This window comes from Anaerocolumna chitinilytica, from assembly GCF_014218355.1.
Classification (GTDB): domain Bacteria; phylum Bacillota; class Clostridia; order Lachnospirales; family Lachnospiraceae; genus Anaerocolumna; species Anaerocolumna chitinilytica.
Genome location: NZ_AP023368.1, coordinates 4,076,228 through 4,094,022 on the forward strand (window position 1 = coordinate 4,076,228; position 17,795 = coordinate 4,094,022).

19 protein-coding genes and 1 other RNA gene are annotated in these 17,795 nt (G+C 36.5%); 4 read left to right on the forward strand and 16 right to left on the reverse strand.

The annotated features are described in order from the left end of the window. Positions 1 to 117: 117 nt before the first annotated feature. From bsdcttw_RS17685 to bsdcttw_RS17710, 6 genes are all read right to left on the reverse strand, one after another. Positions 118 to 1,644 carry a sensor histidine kinase gene (locus tag bsdcttw_RS17685; protein WP_185256145.1) on the reverse strand — a complete coding sequence of 509 codons (1,527 nt, stop codon included), beginning with the start codon at positions 1,642 to 1,644 and terminating at the stop codon, positions 118 to 120. Between the two features lie 31 nt (positions 1,645 to 1,675). After that, positions 1,676 to 2,350 carry a response regulator transcription factor gene (locus tag bsdcttw_RS17690; protein ID WP_185256146.1) on the reverse strand — a complete coding sequence of 225 codons (675 nt, stop codon included), beginning with the start codon at positions 2,348 to 2,350 and terminating at the stop codon, positions 1,676 to 1,678. A gap of 206 nt (positions 2,351 to 2,556) precedes the next feature. Continuing rightward, the gene (locus bsdcttw_RS17695) at positions 2,557 to 3,279 is read right to left on the reverse strand and encodes a peptidylprolyl isomerase (protein WP_185256147.1); all 723 of its coding nucleotides are present in this window, start codon (positions 3,277 to 3,279) and stop codon (positions 2,557 to 2,559) included. 215 nt (positions 3,280 to 3,494) lie between these two features. Next, complete coding sequence (locus tag bsdcttw_RS17700) at positions 3,495 to 4,142, reverse strand: flavodoxin family protein (protein ID WP_185256148.1); 648 nt, start codon at positions 4,140 to 4,142, stop codon at positions 3,495 to 3,497. 74 nt (positions 4,143 to 4,216) lie between these two features. After that, positions 4,217 to 5,923: a bifunctional lysylphosphatidylglycerol flippase/synthetase MprF gene (locus bsdcttw_RS17705; RefSeq protein ID WP_185256149.1), complete on the reverse strand. Its 1,707-nt coding sequence runs from the start codon at positions 5,921 to 5,923 to the stop codon at positions 4,217 to 4,219. Between the two features lie 198 nt (positions 5,924 to 6,121). Then, complete coding sequence (locus tag bsdcttw_RS17710; protein WP_185256150.1) at positions 6,122 to 6,589, reverse strand: DUF3783 domain-containing protein; 468 nt, start codon at positions 6,587 to 6,589, stop codon at positions 6,122 to 6,124. Between the two features lie 267 nt (positions 6,590 to 6,856). On the opposite strand from bsdcttw_RS17710, the gene bsdcttw_RS17715 reads away from it, so the two are divergent. Then, positions 6,857 to 7,456: an acetate uptake transporter gene (locus bsdcttw_RS17715; RefSeq protein ID WP_185256151.1), complete on the forward strand. Its 600-nt coding sequence runs from the start codon at positions 6,857 to 6,859 to the stop codon at positions 7,454 to 7,456. A gap of 126 nt (positions 7,457 to 7,582) precedes the next feature. On the opposite strand, the gene bsdcttw_RS17720 is transcribed toward bsdcttw_RS17715, so the two are convergent. From bsdcttw_RS17720 to bsdcttw_RS17730, 3 genes are all read right to left on the reverse strand, one after another. Continuing rightward, positions 7,583 to 7,768, reverse strand: a complete 186-nt coding sequence (locus tag bsdcttw_RS17720; protein ID WP_185256152.1) for a hypothetical protein — start codon at positions 7,766 to 7,768, stop codon at positions 7,583 to 7,585. Positions 7,769 to 7,965: 197 nt separating this feature from the next. Further along, positions 7,966 to 8,319 (reverse strand): hypothetical protein, encoded by a 354-nt coding sequence (locus bsdcttw_RS17725; RefSeq protein ID WP_185256153.1) that lies wholly within the window; start codon positions 8,317 to 8,319, stop codon positions 7,966 to 7,968. A gap of 164 nt (positions 8,320 to 8,483) precedes the next feature. Continuing rightward, the gene (locus tag bsdcttw_RS17730) at positions 8,484 to 8,750 is read right to left on the reverse strand and encodes a hypothetical protein (RefSeq protein ID WP_185256154.1); all 267 of its coding nucleotides are present in this window, start codon (positions 8,748 to 8,750) and stop codon (positions 8,484 to 8,486) included. Positions 8,751 to 8,969: 219 nt separating this feature from the next. Here bsdcttw_RS17730 and bsdcttw_RS17735 point away from each other — a divergent pair, with 219 nt between their 5' ends. Next, positions 8,970 to 9,287, forward strand: coding sequence for a hypothetical protein (locus tag bsdcttw_RS17735; RefSeq protein ID WP_185256155.1), 318 nt, complete (start codon positions 8,970 to 8,972; stop codon positions 9,285 to 9,287). 220 nt (positions 9,288 to 9,507) lie between these two features. Here bsdcttw_RS17735 and ssrA read toward each other — a convergent pair. Further along, positions 9,508 to 9,869, reverse strand: a transfer-messenger RNA (tmRNA) gene (ssrA, locus tag bsdcttw_RS17740). Positions 9,870 to 10,370: 501 nt separating this feature from the next. Further along, the gene (locus bsdcttw_RS17745) at positions 10,371 to 10,610 is read right to left on the reverse strand and encodes a hypothetical protein (protein ID WP_185256156.1); all 240 of its coding nucleotides are present in this window, start codon (positions 10,608 to 10,610) and stop codon (positions 10,371 to 10,373) included. Between the two features lie 143 nt (positions 10,611 to 10,753). Here bsdcttw_RS17745 and bsdcttw_RS17750 point away from each other — a divergent pair, with 143 nt between their 5' ends. Together bsdcttw_RS17750 and bsdcttw_RS17755 are read left to right on the forward strand one after the other, a co-directional pair. Then, complete coding sequence (locus bsdcttw_RS17750; RefSeq protein ID WP_185256157.1) at positions 10,754 to 11,308, forward strand: hypothetical protein; 555 nt, start codon at positions 10,754 to 10,756, stop codon at positions 11,306 to 11,308. A gap of 127 nt (positions 11,309 to 11,435) precedes the next feature. Then, positions 11,436 to 11,771, forward strand: a complete 336-nt coding sequence (locus bsdcttw_RS17755) for a hypothetical protein (protein ID WP_185256158.1) — start codon at positions 11,436 to 11,438, stop codon at positions 11,769 to 11,771. An 84-nt stretch (positions 11,772 to 11,855) separates the two neighbouring features. Here the strand turns inward: bsdcttw_RS17755 and smpB are convergent, their stop codons facing one another. The 5 genes from smpB to tpiA all read right to left on the reverse strand — a co-directional run bounded on the left by smpB (position 11,856) and on the right by tpiA (position 17,785). After that, positions 11,856 to 12,323, reverse strand: a complete 468-nt coding sequence (gene smpB / locus bsdcttw_RS17760; RefSeq protein WP_185256159.1) for an SsrA-binding protein SmpB — start codon at positions 12,321 to 12,323, stop codon at positions 11,856 to 11,858. 124 nt (positions 12,324 to 12,447) lie between these two features. Next, positions 12,448 to 14,577 (reverse strand): ribonuclease R, encoded by a 2,130-nt coding sequence (rnr, locus tag bsdcttw_RS17765; RefSeq protein WP_185256160.1) that lies wholly within the window; start codon positions 14,575 to 14,577, stop codon positions 12,448 to 12,450. A gap of 306 nt (positions 14,578 to 14,883) precedes the next feature. After that, a complete protein-coding gene (gene secG, locus bsdcttw_RS17770) occupies positions 14,884 to 15,120 on the reverse strand; it encodes a preprotein translocase subunit SecG (RefSeq protein WP_185256161.1) in 237 nt (78 codons plus the stop codon). Between the two features lie 66 nt (positions 15,121 to 15,186). After that, positions 15,187 to 16,731 (reverse strand): 2,3-bisphosphoglycerate-independent phosphoglycerate mutase, encoded by a 1,545-nt coding sequence (gene gpmI / locus bsdcttw_RS17775; RefSeq protein ID WP_185256162.1) that lies wholly within the window; start codon positions 16,729 to 16,731, stop codon positions 15,187 to 15,189. A gap of 307 nt (positions 16,732 to 17,038) precedes the next feature. Further along, the gene (tpiA, locus tag bsdcttw_RS17780; protein WP_185256163.1) at positions 17,039 to 17,785 is read right to left on the reverse strand and encodes a triose-phosphate isomerase; all 747 of its coding nucleotides are present in this window, start codon (positions 17,783 to 17,785) and stop codon (positions 17,039 to 17,041) included. Positions 17,786 to 17,795 lie beyond the last annotated feature (10 nt).

Below are 17,795 nucleotides of genomic sequence, written 5' to 3' on the forward strand. Positions count from 1 at the left end.
AAAGTTAAACTTTTACTCATTGTCCTCCTTAGTAAGTATATGTGAATATATCATACCACTGTTTACAAAAATGGGCAATGAAAATTTTTAAACTTACGCTAATCTATGACAGATTTCCTATTGAGCCTTCGTATCCAATTCAAACCAGAATTCAACTCCGTTGCTATGATTAATTGCTCCGCACTTTTGATTATGTGAATCCATGATTGCCTTAACAATAGATAATCCAATACCACTTCCGCCATATTCCCTGGTTCTGGCTTTATCAACTTTATAGAATTTAATCCAGATATTCTCTAAATCTTCTTCCGGAATGGGAATACCGGTATTAAATACTGCCACTCGAACAACATCCTGTTTCTGGATAAATTTTATTTCTATAATTCTTGGATCTTCCACATGATTTAAGGCATTGCTGACATAGTTAGTAAGTACCTCTTCTATCATATACTCGTCTGCCCATACATATAAAGGTTCCGTCTGCACAAAATGCAATGTTACTTTCTTTTGTTCCATAAGAATCTCAGTTGAATGAATAACAGAAGTCACAAGGGCCGTAAGGTCAAACCGTTCGATACCCGGCTGATTGTTGCCGAACTCAATCTGATTTAAGGAGAGGAGTTTCTTAACCATGGTATTCATCTTCTGAGCTTCATCTACGATAACTTCGCAGTAAAATTCTCTGCTGTCCTCATCGTCGTTAATGTTATCTTTTAAACCTTCTGCATAGCCTTGAATAAGTGCAATAGGTGTTTTTAACTCATGGGTAACATTGGATAAGAAATCTTTTCGCATTTCATCTATCTGTACTTTATTCTGAAGATCTGAAAGTAATTCGTTATTTGCTTTCTTTAACTCGGATATGGTACTCTCCAGTCTCTCAGACAAGGTATTAATACTGCTGCCCAGTTCCCCTAACTCATCCTGTGTTTTAACATTATATTTTACATCAAAGTCCAGGTCACTCATCTTTTTTGCAATTCCGGCAAGCTGGAGAATCGGAGTTGTAAAACGTTTGCTGATCCATAGCATGACCAGAATAGAAATGGCTACTGCACCTAACCCTACATAAGCTAGAAACTGATTTGCTACTTTTACACTCTCACGCATACTCTCAAGGGTAGTAGTTAATATAATTACACTGCTCCCTTTGTCATTGGAATTTCCGACCAATACCAGATTCTTTGTATCAAGAGTAGGATCATAGTCCTCAAAAATATCATAACTCTTATTCAGTACGATACGTTTACCACCATTCGAAAAAACCAGCCGCTTGTACTGATCTATTCGTTTTTGAAGGGCATTTGGTGTATCAACCAATAAAACCCATCCATTTTTATAAAATAATCTACCGTTTGTAAATATATAAGGATAAATATTACGGTTCTCACTATATTTCATTAATTTTAAAGTTAATGTTTCTGCTAATACATCGGTGTCTTCTGTATTATCAACTACTTCTTTCAGGTCCGTATAGGTTTTCCCGAGGCTTTCTGCTTTGCTTTTGATATAATAGGACTCCAGAAATGTCCTGTTTAAGACCCATAGTATTCCTATTGTTGCAACTATCAGTATTGTAAGCGTTAAAGTAAGCTTTACCCTGATAGAATCTTTATTAAAATATGTCTTTGCCTTCTGTTTCATAACAGGTCTTACCTCATTTCCAGTCTGCCTTTTAGTCTACTTCAAATTTATAGCCCATACCCCAGATTGTTTTAATATAATCACCTTTTGCACCCATTTTGCTTCTTAGTTTCTTTACATGGGTGTCAATGGTCCTGGCATCACCGAAGTAATCATAATTCCAGACATTGTTTAGTATTCTTTCTCTAGACAATGCAACCCCTTGATTCGTAATAAAATAAGTCAGGAGTTCAAATTCCTTAAAACTTAAATCAATTGATTCATTATCAATCTTAACCATATGAGCGGCCTTATCTAACACGATACCACCAATTTCCGTCACACCCTCTTCCAGAATGTTGGTTCTTCGAAGAATTGCTTCTACTCTTGCAACAAGTATCTTGGGACTAAAAGGTTTTGAAATATATTCATCTACTCCAAGCTCGAATCCCAACAGTTCATCCTTTTCATCGCTCTTGGCAGTGAGCATGATAATAGGTACTTTAGAATACTGCCTGATTTCACGGCATACCTGCCAGCCATCCATCTTCGGCATCATAACATCCAGAATGATTAAGGATATCTCCTTCGTATTAAAAAACAAATCGACAGCCTGCTCCCCATTCTCGGCCTCATATACCTCAAAATTCTTTTTACTGAGGAAGTCCTTAACCAGTTTTCTCATTCTGCTTTCATCATCTACGACCAAAACTCTCAATTTTTCCATAATCCTCAACCTCTTTTCCGGAACTGACTTAACCTACCATTCCAATTCTATTATGTATCCGCACTTTTTCTATCTATGTAATAATTATAACAGAAATTTATGAAAAAAGTATGTTTTCAGAGATAATAATAAGGACTGTCCTCATAGGACAGTCCTTATTATTATCTCTGCTTGCTGCTGTTTCATTCAAGCTTTAAAGAGTATATTTATTCACCATATTTTGAAACAATAATCTTCTCGATAGCAACATCTGTTACAGGCTTATCATTTTCACCGGTTTTCGTTGCCGCTATGGAATCAACAACATCCATACCATCATATACTTGGCCGAAAACAGTATGAGCACGATAGAGCCAAGGGGTACCGCCAACTTTACTATAGCCTTCAATCGCATCCTCACTCAAAGTAACTCCTGTTTGCTGCGCCAGAGAATCTAGCGTGGCTTTATCATAAGTATCCTTATCCTGAACAATAAAGAACTGGCTTCCGTTCGTATCCGCGCCGCTGTTCGCCATACAAAGTGCTCCTCTGTAAGGCTGTAGATTATCTGAGAACTCATCTTTAAAGGCACCGCCCCAGATACTTTCTCCGCCAGTACCGGTTCCAGTAGGATCCCCGCCCTGAATCATAAAGTTATCTATAACCCTGTGAAAAATTAATCCATTAAAATACCCCTTTGTTGCATGGGTAGTAAAGTTCTCCACTGCCTTAGGAGCTTCTTTCTCAAAGAACTTTACATGGATGGAACCAAAATCTTTAACCACGATTTCTGCTACGGTATCTCCCTTTTTAGGTTCTGCCAGCTGTGCCTTATAACCCGCTGTTCCCGCACTAGAGCCTGTCCTTCCGTTTCTTATCGCAGCGCCTATCCCTACTACAGCAATCAGGATAATTAAAACAACTAAAATTGTAATCTGATTTTTTTTCATATTGTACTGTTTCCCTTCCTCTTATTGACTCCCGTTAGCAGCGAAAATTATTGTAATACCAAAGCTTTCGCTGTTCTGTTCTTCCCTATTATTCTAAAAGAAGCAATTAATTCAATCTGCCTCTTCCTCAAGAATTTATGATAACACAGCAGAAGCTTTCCGTCAATTTTCCTAGATATACTTTATACGACAATTTATTTAAAACTTAATCAAAATTATAATTTTACCGCCAGCTGTTTTCCAATCGCAAAAGCTTCCTGAAGGTCCAGCGGAAATTGTTCTTTTCTTACTTTTTCTTTCTCCTCTATGGAATAACGAGTAGCGTCATACTTATCATAGTCTTTGAATTGATAGGTATCACAGGACACTAATATTTTAGACTCTGCCCTTAATAATCCCCCGATAATGTTTTGGTTTTTTTCAGTTAATGTTTTATAAGCCATTTCATAGTGTTCTTTGGGAACATTCATGGTATAGATAAATGCTGAGGGAATGCTCTTCTTTAAGAGCTCTCTTTCTCCCTCCTTATAGGATAATATAGGGAAGAGAAGTCTTTCAAGAAAAGATCGTATTTCACCTGTTACATCAGAAAAATAAATCGGAGATCCAATTATTAGAGCATCACATTTTAAAATCTCCTCTAAAACATCCTTTAAATCGTCTTTTACAACGCAAAGTCCCTTGCAGTCATTCCCCTTCTTCTTACAGGCAAAACAGCTTACACAGCCTGTATATTCCAAATCATACAGATGATAAAGCTTCGTTTTTGCTCCGTTTTCTTCTGCTCCTTCTAAAGCTCGTTTTAACAGTTCTGCTGTATTTCCCTTTTTTCTTGGACTTCCATTGATTGCAATAACTTTCATATACTTTTCCTCCTTTATATGTTTGATTTGGTATTCTTACTTCTTAGCTCATTGCGATTGTTGTTTCTCCTAAATTATTGCTGCTTATCCAGCTTCAGCAGATTGGGCAGTATTGTCTTAAACATATTCTTGGGCATCTGTACTTTTAAGATAGCATAACCAAAATTTAATGAAAATGGTCTTGGATTGAAGGCCAGATATCTGGGCTGCCAATCTGTCGGTCCATACTTTAATTTAGCATGATGCAAAGCTCTAAAATCATAGGTTTGGTTCATATTTTCATAGATAAAAGTAAAAACTTTTTCCGTAAAGCTGCAGCCAGGCTCATTAGGGATATTATACAAGGGTGAAAGTCCCATATTGCCCCAAAGAACACCTTCTTCCTTCATTACCATAAAGGCATCATAAATAATTTTCTCCAATACACCTTGAGGAGCATTGCTTCTCCTTCTGGTAACATCTGCAAGATATCCCTTACCTTTCATATAAGGAAGGAATACTACGAATCCTAACATCTCTCCTTCTGTATTAATTGCATAAAAATACCTTCTGTCCATGGGTTCATTCAACCCCATACCACCAAGCATAAAGCCCATTTCCATGCCGCCTTTTTGCTGCAGCCATTCTTCTGTTATGGATTGCATCTGCTTTTCAATCAAATGATCTCTCTTCTCTTGGGGGGTATATTCAAAGACCATTATCCCTTCTTTGTTAGCATGATTAATAGCAGCTCTGACCTTTGCCGCCTTTTTTCCGGCTAAATTATACTCCTCAAGTAAAAAGCAGGCATCTTCCCCATACTTTATAATTCCGAAGCCTGCCATCTTAAGAAGGGAAGAAAATTTATCCGTTATATTAATGAATAGGGTATCATAATTATTTTTTCTGCAAAAATCAGTTATTTCCCATAAGAAAAGCAGCCCGTCTTTCTCATCGCATATCATATCCCCGCACACGGTAAATACGTCTCCTGCCAAATTGTAAGCACATACTCCTTCGATTCTGCTGCCAAAGAAATACTTTTTATCATTTTCCAGGGCCAGGTAAGCCATAGGATTATCACCGTATTTTAATACTAATTGTCGTGCTTTTTGCTTTCCTTGTTTGTTGATAATAGGGTTATATACAAGAGGCTTTAGCAATAGAAAAGCAGATGCCATAATGCATATCCAGTTAATAATTATGAGAGTGTCGCCATAAAACTTCCCTGCTTGTCCTTTCATACCTAGGCTATCGGTATCCATTAATACTAAAAGCTTTACAGAACTGTAGATGGCATCATAAATAGAGTGAATGCTCCGAATATCTGCCTTTAGCAAGAATAATCCGATGGCTGCATTAGACAGCACCAGAAAAAAGGAACATAGAATAAATCCAATGGCACGTTTAACGGTTATTCGATCACTGCTTCTTGCAAAATCCTTATAAGATGCTACCAATACCGTAAGTACAAAGATGTCTGCCAGAACTGTGTGAAAGGGAAGTACCTGGTGTCTCGCCAGATGGTAAGTTAAGCCTACCGTTAACGCAATGATTTCAATAATCCAGGCCAAACGTACTCTTTTATATAATCTGTACGCCAAGAGCAGCATAAGCGTACCGGACAGAAAGGGAAGAATCCCCCTGGGCTGCATCTGAGAAGGTGCTTGTATTCCTATTATCATATGATGCAGGCCGCTGTGTCTTCTGATCGGCAGTGCTATTGCAATATCCTTTAAAGCCACCAGAATCAATAAGACCATAGTTATATTCTGCAGCAGTCTTTTTATAAAGGTCTTCATGACTCCTTCCTTCCTTTAACTGTTAGTATATGAACTTTCTGCCATTGTACTACCTCCCGCAACATTTTTCAAGTCGCATGGCAAGCGAATGAAAGGAATGGTATAATTCCAAAGACAAAACCACAGTTTCCTAACTTCCTTAACATATTATCAACCTATACTAAGAATAATAAACAATCGGAAGAAGACACAGCTATGCTAGATTCCACTCATGGTATCGTGCTCTTTTTTTAATTCTTCATAAAGCCTTGGAGCACTCCAGAACCGGTTGGTATCGGTCAGAATTGCCTTCAGACAGGATTTTGGGATCCCTGCTTTTCTGAGCGCTGCCAGTACCAAATCTACTTTTGCGCTGTGTATACCTGCCATTACTATCATTTCACCTTCTAATTCATTTCCGTCATAAGTGCCTCCTGCTGCAGGCATTTCCTTATAACCTGCCAAATACCCGATACTTTCCATGTAATACTTACTTTCAACAGCCTTTACAGTTACATTTAACGGCAGTAAGGCTTTCCCTATTTTTAGCCTTGATTCTCTTAAAGGTATATTAAATAATAATACGGTTTCTTTCATTTGTCTCTTTGCATCTCCTTGTAGTTTTTCGCAATAATTTATTTTGTTCAGTGACAGTAATTCCTTCACCAAAAGCTGATATTCTATCATACTATGCTTATTAATTCCTGGTCAATCCCTCTTTCTTACATTCTAGCCAGGAAGTGTTTCAAGTATATACCCTGTCAGTTAAATAAGATTAATTCTATTCTATATACCAGTATTTCTATGAATCCCCAAAATATCAACTATAATTCGACTTATGCCGAAAATAAACAAGCAATTTCAACAAATTTATGTTGTATTTTCATTGAAGAGATGATATTATATGCCAGGTGCGTTTTCGCATATACAATATACGAAAGGATTTTTCAAATAATGTCAACTAAAACATCTCAAACAATCCAGTCAACACCAACAGCCCAATCATCTCCCTCTAGTATTGCCAATCCGGCTCCACTTGGACTCTTAGGATTCGGAATGACTACCTGTCTGCTTAACTTTCACAATGCAGGAATTATCCCTCTATCCATTGTTATTATAGCAATGGGGTTTGCATTAGGCGGTGCCGCTCAGATTATAGCTGGCATTATGGAATTCAAGAAAAATAACACCTTTGGTGCAACAGCCTTCTCAGCTTATGGTTTCTTCTGGTGGTCCTTGATTTTAATCTGGATTAACCCTTTTAAAGGAATTGAAGCTGCTGACTCAAAAAGCATGGGCTTCTACTTAGGTCTATGGTGTGTATTCACACTTTTTATGTTTATCGGAACATTGAAGCATAACCGTGCCAGCCAGATAGTATTCGGTTCTCTTACTGTTTTATTCTTCCTGCTATCACTTGCTAACTTTACCGGTGTAGAATCCATACATACCCTTGCAGGATATGTAGGAATATTCTGCGGAGCTTCCGCAATCTATAATTCTATGGGGCAAGTTTTAAACCATGAATTCAAAAAGACTGTTTTACCTTTATAATCGATGAATAAAAACAAAGGATTTGAAACACTTGGTTTCAAATCCTTTTCTTATGAAGCTGAAAGATTACCATACTATAACAAAACCACAGTGCTAAAAATAACCATAAGGCTCTGGATTATACTATTAATGTTGCTTCTTTCTTTTCAAAAATCGGATAACATCAATTATTATAACAAATATAATATAAACAACCGTTGTATGTATTGACTTTCCAAGATTTCTATCTTCCACCCAGAAATATATCAATCCTCCAAAAAGTAATATGCTAAATATCTGTGATACTATTTCTTGTTTTATTGGCTTATTCATATTGTCTCTCCTCTAAACATATGTCCATTATTACCATTAATTTATATAATATACAAGAGGTCCTAAATAATAAAGCATCTCTCTAAAATGAATTTAAAATAGAAAATCCTATATTTCAAACGTGTCTATAAAGTAAGCTCCCCTGAATTGCTTGTATACTTTTTAGTCAAGTGGTATTTCTACCACCGCGGCTTACATCAAATTTTTTCAAAATAGGTAATATTAATTGTCTCTTCTGTCAGATTCATTCTAGGATTTCCCAATCTAGCTCTAACTTTTTCAGCAACTTCCCTATATGCATTCCAGTAATCCTGGTCAGTTGCTTCTTCATCGGGAACTTTCTTACTCTCAATCAAAAAAATAATGCTACCGTTAAGTTCTCCAATTTCTGGATTAACAAAATATCTGTCATGTACCTCTCCAGTAATGCTAATACCGGTTTCTTGATAAACTCTAGTTGCTTCCGCATTCCATATATCTCCAATAATAGCATTCGTGTAATATTGGGGGTCAAGTCCAAAAAATGAAATTGTATAACTTTTTGTTTCCATGATTCACCACTAATACAGCTTTATAACAATATATGCCTCTCTATCACTTTTAACTGCTTATATGTTAATTTTTTATATTCACTCATGTTTACCTCCTTAATTTGGATTACAAAAAAACTACCAACTGATTTGATAGCTGGTAGTACATATACAGGATAAAATCATCATATCGCTTTCAAGACAACTTGTAATGCCAACGCTATTGCTGCTATTGCTAAAAGTGCAACAATTAAAATACCTGATTGAAATTCAATAAAATAATCACTTATCAGAACTAATCCTATACCAATTATGGAAGCGCCGTTTATTCGTGATTGTAAAGCTATGTCTTTTACGCCTTCATAATGTTTCAAAAGCGGAATGCTTCCCTTTGTTGAGGCATATACACCTAATACAATAAATATAATTCCGAATATCAAAAGCCCTATCATATGAATCTCCTTTCAGAAACATATTTATATTATACCCCTTATTTTACCAACTATCAATATTCAGTCATTAAAGTACGTTAATTTTATTTTCTCCTTTACAAGTTTTTTTTTGCTGATAATTCAATAATTTAAAGAGAGCTAATAGGTTTTATTTACCCTTACAGTGAATATATTAATGTAGATTAGTCTATTTTTTATACTACGAAAGGTCTAAGCAATATGAGTAATAATTCGAATTCTGATCAGAGTACCAACGAAAAAACTTGTGATAATTCATGTTTGCTTTCATTGCCTCCAAAGCAATTTTCCGTGCTGGCAACAATATTTGGTTTATTATTACTAGATGACCTAAGTATTGATCAGCAAAGTGCAATCGGGAACTTTTTATTAAGTGTTGGTCAAACAATGTTAACAGCCTCTGCTCAAGAACAAGCTTTACAAAGTTGCAATCCACAAAATGATCAGATTAATAATGACATTCAAGACCTAAAAGATCAAATAGCTTTACTAAAAAAAGAAATAGACAAGTGTAAATAAATACGTAGTATCATTTTTGCCGTTTTTCTGCCGCTTGAACTGATATGTATGACAACTAAAAGTGCAAATACCCCCCAGGGAGTTTTTAAGAGAACACTTGATGAATGATATTCATATCAAAGAAAAAAGTCCTGAAGAGCAAAAACGCATCATCAGAACTTATGTGGAAAATATTAATTTACCCTGCCTATATAGAAATCTATACAGACAGAGGCTTTACGCATGGAGCTGAGGGGAATCGAACCCCTGTCCGAAAGCCCATTCATTGCAGCATCTCCCATTACAGTCAATCATTTATGCAGGTCTTACCTGCTGTTCCCTCCGTCAAGCGCCGGTTGACAGGCTCATGACTTTGGTAGCTTCATGTTTCTTTTATCCTCTCAAAGCTTTGAGGACAAAGTGCCTTGCTAATTTGATGCCGAGGTCTTAAGCCGCAAGAAGCTTAAGGTCGACAGCTGCCATTAGGCAGCGTACGCTAAATTTTCGTCTGCGTTTAAATTTAATTTCTAAGTTGATGACGCGGTCCTAGTCCGCGAATGGCTTCCGCAACTTCAAAACCCCCGTCGAAACCAGTACAACCCCGAATATAGGATTTTTATGGTTTGCAGACATTCGAGTTTAACTAAACAAATTACAATAGCTATTATATGCGATAATTGTGTCTAAAATGTGTCTAAAAAAAATTAATAATATATTTAAACTCTATTCAAAGTATATACATATATGAACGATATAATCATAAGTGTAGAAACAAGAGAATTCTTGGTTAAATAATTTTTTTCATAAAAGGGGCCGTTGTTAACTTTCCGCATAAATAAGTTGGCAACAGCCCCTCCTCCTTTCTTATCTTCTGCTACACCATTAATACTTCTATATTAATGAAAGATTCTTTATGAACCCGCAATATTTTCTGTAGGATTTTGTTGTCTTACATGTTCCCAGTGTTGTAATAACTTTTTCATAGCATGTCTTACTTACCTGCTACTTCCGAATAAATCCGATAATAGCTTAATTTTTAGTTTTATTTATAATTTCTGTTATCATAGGTTTAAAAATCATAAGTACGTTTCTTCCGGAAATTCATTATTTCTTCAAAATCACACGAACTAATCGTATACCTTCCGGAAGGTCCTTTTTCATTCTCATTGCACGGTGTGCTTTATCGATTAACTGCTTTTTTGTATCTTCAGGATATTTTTCATCAAATTCATATATGTATTCTTTCGGAATATCCTTTAATGCAGCATCTACCAGGGACCCACCATTCTGCAAATACGTAAGTAGTGCTTCTTTTAATAGCTCTTCACATGCTTGATATTTCATAATCTCTCTCCTCCTATTTCTTATAATATTAGACCATTATATGCAGCAGAATTGATAAATTGCTCTTTCTTATAAAAATGGAATGTTGTACCAGCACTCCTACATAAATATCCCATAGAAATAAGTTCTATTGAGGTATCAGTTTGGATAACAATAATCGTACCGGATATTATTCAAAAGAGGATCTTCGAAATGTATTACGGCAATATTTCACGGATTACACCATGTGGATGCGGTTTTATATCGTTAGCAGAGTTTCCGGCCTTAATGACCAGGAAGTTATTAAAAATCGGATATATGAAACACCTATCCAGCTGGCAAGACTATTTCGAATCTATTACGATGGGAAAGAAACTGATATCTTTGAGGATTTGTTTCGAACTCATATTAGACTTAGTATCGGTTTGGTGGAAGATGTTATAGCGGGCAATACCTTATCCTATGCCAAAAACATGGAGGCTTTTAATGATAATGCCAAAACACTTTCAACTCATCTATCACAAATGAATCCTTATCTAAATCAACCGCAGCTAGAAAACCTGCTAAAGAATCTTCTGGACATGACATTGGATGAAGCTACCAAACGTAAAAATATGCATTATGCCGATGACGTATATCAATATGATAATATAGAATATTTTATACTTATGATAGCAGATATTTTATGGGGGGCCATGGTGAAAAAATTTTATAGTTAGCCCTCTTTCATCACATAGAATAAAGAACCGACATATAATATCATGATAATGTGTCATATATTATCCTTGACTTTTATCAATACTATAAATGTGTCGATTGTTTTGACAATATGTATGGAGGTGGCTTATGGAGGGAATAAAAGAGTTTATTAACAATACCTGTGCCAACCTGAATGTGACCTTAACGGTCAGAGAAAGAGATTGTGTAGGCTGTATCTGTCGTAGAGAGGAATTTTGTCTTCTAATTGGTGAATGCAAGAAGGTCTGTTATGGAAATGAAGAAAATCCCTTTCTAGACAGTATATGTGCCTGCTACTGCGACTTCGGACAATGTGCGAGTACAGAATTGGCTGTTCGGAAAAGAGGCTGCATTGTCGACCAGTTCATTAATCATACACCCAAAATTATGTTTCTGAATGCCGGACCTTCTATCGTTATAACTTCTTTGCACTGGTGTCATTGAATCCCTTAAAATAAGGGTAAACTATACTGTCTGAAATGTTTAAGTTTCCATACACTCCACGACAGCAATAGCTTACCCTTACTATTAATATAGATTCTTGACTTTAAAATCCTTCTCTGCTTCTCTTCTCTGATCTTTTTTCGCTATATCTTCTCTCTTATCATAAAGCTTTTTGCCTCGTGCCAGACCTATCTCTACCTTTACAAGACTGCCTTTTAAGTAAACGGTCAGGGGCACAACTGTGTATCCTTTTTGTGCCACCTTACCCATCATTTTATTAATTTCATAATTATGAAGCAATAGCTTTTTAATTCTGAGAGGATCCTTATTAAAAATATTACCTTTTTCATAAGGACTGATATGCATGCCGTAAATATATACTTCTCCGTTTTCAATACGGATAAAGGACTCTTTTACGCTGCATTTTCCCATTCTCAAGGATTTTACCTCTGTTCCATGCAATACAATACCTGCCTCAAAGGTTTCTTCAATGAAGAAGTCAAATCTGGCTTTTTTATTGTTTGCTATCATTTTGATACTGTCTTTTGCCATATACATTATCTCCCGATTTTATACTAACAACTATATTTTCCTGCAAGCTTTACTTGCTACCGGCATTCCTTAGCACTAATGTTAGTTAAAGTATAAACTTACAATATCAACTAACCTCATACCTTTACAGTTCTTCTATTAATCTAAAGTCTATCACTTTCTGCCATTTATCGGTATCTACAACTTCAACCCGAACTTTTTGACCAAGTTTATAGCTCTTTCTAGTATGCTCCCCCGTCATAGAGTATTTTTCCTCGTCGTAAACATAGAAATCATCCTCCATATCTGATACTCTAACAAGTCCTTCGACGGTATTCGGTAATTCTACATACATACCCCAGTTTGTAATACCGGATATAACACCTTCAAATTCTTCACCGATATGGTCACTCATATACTCTACCTTTTTAAGTTTTAGAACATCCCGTTCCGCATCATCTGCTCTGCGTTCCGTGATACTAGCCTGTCTGGCTACATCGGGAAGTATCTTATCATAGTGGTTGTAGCGTGTATCACTCAGCTTCCCTCTTAAGTTCTCCTTAATGATTCGGTGTATCTGCAAATCCGGATATCTTCTTATTGGAGAGGTAAAGTGGCAGTAATACTTTGCTGCCAGTCCAAAATGTCCATCACTCTCAGAAGAATATTTGGCACGTTTCATAGAACGCAGGGTAAGCCTGCTTATTAATGCTTCTTCACTTGTGCCTTCGATTTTACGTAAGAGCTTCTGTAATTCTTTCGGATGGATATCCTCCTGGTTAATTCGTATACTGTAACCAAAGTTATTGATAAAGATACCTAATTCCTTGATTCTGTCGGAATCGGGATTTTCATGCACACGATATACGAATGGAATCTCCTGCCAGAAATAATCCTCTGCAACAGTTTCATTCGCTATTAACATGAAATCTTCTATTATCTTCGTTGCTTTATTTCTGTCATAAGGCTTAATATCAATTGGACGCCCATCTTTATCTAATACAATCTTACTTTCCGGAAAATCAAAGTCAATTGAACCTCTTTTACTCCTCTTTTCCCTAAGGATTTCTGCCAGTTCTTCCATCAATCGAAACATCGGAACAAAATCCTCATATTTTTCTATTTCCGCTTCATCTTCCTCTTCCAGTATCTTCTTAACACTTGTATAAGTCATTCGCCTGTCTACACAAATAACTGTTTCTGCAATTTCATGTCCGATTACCGTACCTTTATCATCTATATCCATGATACAACTTAAAGCTAATCTGTCACTGCCTGCATTCAGGGAGCAGATTCCGTTAGATAATTTATGAGGCAGCATCGGGATTACACGATCCACTAAATACACGCTGGTTCCACGGCTTAATGCTTCCTTATCCAAAGGCGTATTCTCCCTTACGTAATGGGAAACGTCCGCAATATGAACACCCAGATGATAGATATTACCTTCTTTTGAAAGAGTAATGGCGTCATCCAAATCTTTTGCATCTTCTCCGTCAATTGTTACCGTAGGAAGGTTTCTTAAATCTGTTCGTCCAACAAGCTCCGCTTTATCAATTTCTTCTTCTGTTGTCTCTACTTGATCTAACACTTCTTTCGGAAACTCCAAGGGCAGATTATAAGCTGCGATAACCGACTTGATATCAACTCCCGGGTCATTGATATGGCCCAGAATTTCTATGATTTTACCTTCCGGGTTCTTTAGTTTATCGCCAAAGTTCGTAAGTTTCACAACTACTTTATGTCCGTTAACAGCCCCTTTGGTATGCTCCTTTTGAATAAAGATATCTTTCCCGAATTTGGTATTATCGGGAATAACAAATCCATAATTCTTGCTTTGTTCAAAGGTACCTACAACGGTTGAATTACTGCGCTCCAATATCCGAAGGACTTCTCCTTCTTTTCTTTTACCTTTTTGCCCTTCTCTTACACTTACAAGTACCTTGTCATTATGAAGAGCCCCTTTTGTAGCATTCTCCGGTATAAAGATATCATCCTCTTCCCCTTCGACTATTACAAATCCAAACCCCCTCTGAGTACCTGAAAATGTTCCAGTTTTTGTATTATTATCCGATACCCTGTATTTGCCTGCATTATCCGCCTCAATTTTACCATCAGCGGCTAAAGCTTCCAGTACTTCTCTGAAATCACTTTTTTCATTTCTTGGTACCTGCAAAATTGTCGCCATTTCTTTTAATTTCATTGGTTTGTATTCTGTACTGCTTATAAATTCAAGCAGAATTTTTTTTCTTTCTTCTAATAATATTTTATCCATATATCCTCTTTCTTTTTAAATGCAATGTCATGATTATTCAGCTTAAATAAACTTCAGAATTAGTATTCCATAATTTTTAATTATAAAATCATCAGGGTTATATAATTTTATATTCAATTAGTGCCATTCTACTAGATTATTATTCTAAGTATACCATAATTCTCCTGTATTTAATACTGTATTTTTCTATATCCCATGATTAACGCTAGTGCTGAACATTAACAGCATAAAAATTTATAAAATAAAAAACATCCTTGAAACCATATGGGTTCAAGGATGTTTCTATCAACCTATCTTGAAGTTTAATTATATAACATTTAAAACGATGGAGAAAACGAAGAAAATAACACTAAGAGCGATGGTTGCTTTTAATAAACCACCTTCCTTGGATCTACTTCTGTTCTTGCCCCAATAAGTATCTGCTAAACCACTGATAGAACCGGAAAGACCGGCAGATTTACCTTCCTGTGCTAATACACATACGGATAATGCAAGGCACGCGAGCACAAATATAATAGTTACGATTATTTTTAATACTTCCATTACGACACCTCCTAACGCACTATTTTGATTATAACACAGGTCTATAAAAAAGACAACCTCTTAAGCTTATTTTTTGATTAACAGTGATTTTCCGGTCATTTCAACAGGTTTTGTCATACCCATCATCTCTATAAGGGTCGGTGCGATATCAGCCAGGCATCCGCCTTCTTTTAAACCGTATTCCTTATCATAATTTACAAGAATAAAAGGAACAGGATTGGTGGTATGAGCTGTAAAAGGTTCACCTGTCTCATAATCGATTAATTGTTCTACATTTCCATGGTCTGCACAGATAAACATCTGGCCGTTAACTTTAATCAGAGCATCATATACCTTGCCCACACAATCATCAATTGCTTCTACCGCTTTCACAGCCGCTTCAACAATACCGGTGTGACCAACCATATCAGGATTTGCAAAGTTAACGATAATAACATCATATTTTAAGGATTCAATTGCTTCAACTAATTTTTCAGCTACTGTGTAAGCGCTCATTTCAGGCTGTAAATCATAAGTTGCAACTTTAGGAGAACTAACGAGAATTCTCTCTTCACCTTCGTTCGGCACTTCCACACCACCATTAAAGAAGAAGGTTACATGGGCATATTTTTCAGTCTCTGCAATTCTAAGCTGTTTTAAATTATTCTCAGCAAGAAATTCTCCAAAGGTATGATTAATTCCAACTTTATGGAAAGCAACTAATTTATGTCCAATGGTAACATCATAATCGGTAAAGCATACATACGTTAAATCCATTCTGCCCTTAGCTCTTACAAAGCCTGTAAATTCATCATCACAGAATGCTCTGGTTATTTCCCTTGCACGGTCAGGTCTGAAGTTAAAGAAAATTACGGAATCTTTTTCTTTTATTACAGCAACCGGTTTACCATTCTCTGTCACTACTGCAGGTACTACAAATTCATCATTTACTTCTTTATCATAAGAAGCCTGAATAGCTTCCGGGGCGCTTACTGCCTCTACTCCTTCACCATTAGCTAAAGCACGGTAAGCTTTTTCTACTCTATCCCAACGATTGTCACGGTCCATAGCGTAGTAACGTCCCATAACAGAAGCAACCTTACCAACTCCAAGTTCTTGCATTTTCTCTTCCAGAGCAATAACATAACCTTTACCGGAAGTCGGAGGAGTATCTCTTCCATCTAAGAAAGCATGCACATAAACATTCTGAATGCCTTCTCTTTTAGCCATCTCCAGTAAACCATAGACATGTGTGATATGGCTGTGTACACCGCCATCAGATAAAAGGCCGAATAAATGAAGATCCGAATTATTTACTTTGCAGTTTTCCATTGCCTGCTTTAATGCTTCATTCTGAAAGAAATCTCCATCCTGGATTTCTTTTGTAATTCTTGTTAACTCCTGATAAATAATTCTTCCGGCACCCATATTCAGATGACCAACTTCGGAATTACCCATCTGACCATCCGGAAGTCCTACTGCCAGACCGCTGGCATATCCTTTTTCCCAAGGATACTCCGCCATTATTTTATCCATTACAGGCCTTTTTGCTAATTTAATTGCATTGCCCTCTGTCTTATCATTTAATCCATAACCATCTAATATCATTAATACTGTAGGTTTTTTACTCATATGAATGCTCCTTTTCCGAATGCTCACAGAAAGAATTCTAGATCCTGCCAATATCTGCGGGCCATTTTCAATAATTTCAAGCAGTATATAACTGCGAATTCTTACACAGGATTATTCACCCTGTATAAGATGGTATATCAATTAAATCTAAAAATCGTCCAGCTACATTCCAACTTCCTTAAATATAATATTTAGCAAAGAGTTATGATGCAGAACCTATACAGGAAAATTATTCTCCTGTAGTATAACTTCATTATATACCAATTTTATGAAAGTGCAAGTTTTTGAAAAGCATTTTCAATACAGTTTATTTATAGTTAACAATTTTACCAAAATCCGGTTTTAAGCTGGCTCCGCCAACAAGGCCGCCATCAATATCCGGCTGAGAGAATAACTCAGCTGCAGAATCTGCTGTTACACTGCCGCCGTACTGTATTCTGATAGCTGCTGCTGTATCGGTATCATAAATTTCTGCAATACAATCACGAATAGCTTTGCAAACTTCCTGTGCCTGTGCGGAGGTTGCAACCTTACCGGTTCCGATAGCCCAGATAGGCTCGTAAGCGATAACTGCTGTCTTTGCCTGATCCGGAGTTACATTTAAGAATGCTATCTTAATCTGCTGACGGATAAAATCAATGGTTACGCCCTGCTCTCTCTGTGTAAGAGATTCTCCGCAGCAAACAATTGGAGTAATACCGTGTTCAAATGCCTTTAATACTTTCTTATTTACAGTTACATCTGTTTCAGCAAAATATTCTCTTCTTTCGGAATGTCCGATTATAACATAACGAACACCGATATCATCAAGCATTCCCGGAGCGATTTCACCTGTATAAGCTCCGTTTTCTTCAAAATGCATATTTTCAGCACCGATTTGAATATTGGAACCTTTTGCTGCTTCAACAGCTGTTGTTAAGGAAATGGCAGGAACACAGAATATAACATCTGCTTCCTCTGTAGCTACAAGGGGTTTTAACTGATTGATAAGTGTTACGGTCTCACTGGGAGTCTTATTCATCTTCCAGTTGCCAGCAATAATTTTTTTGCGCATAACTTTTCTC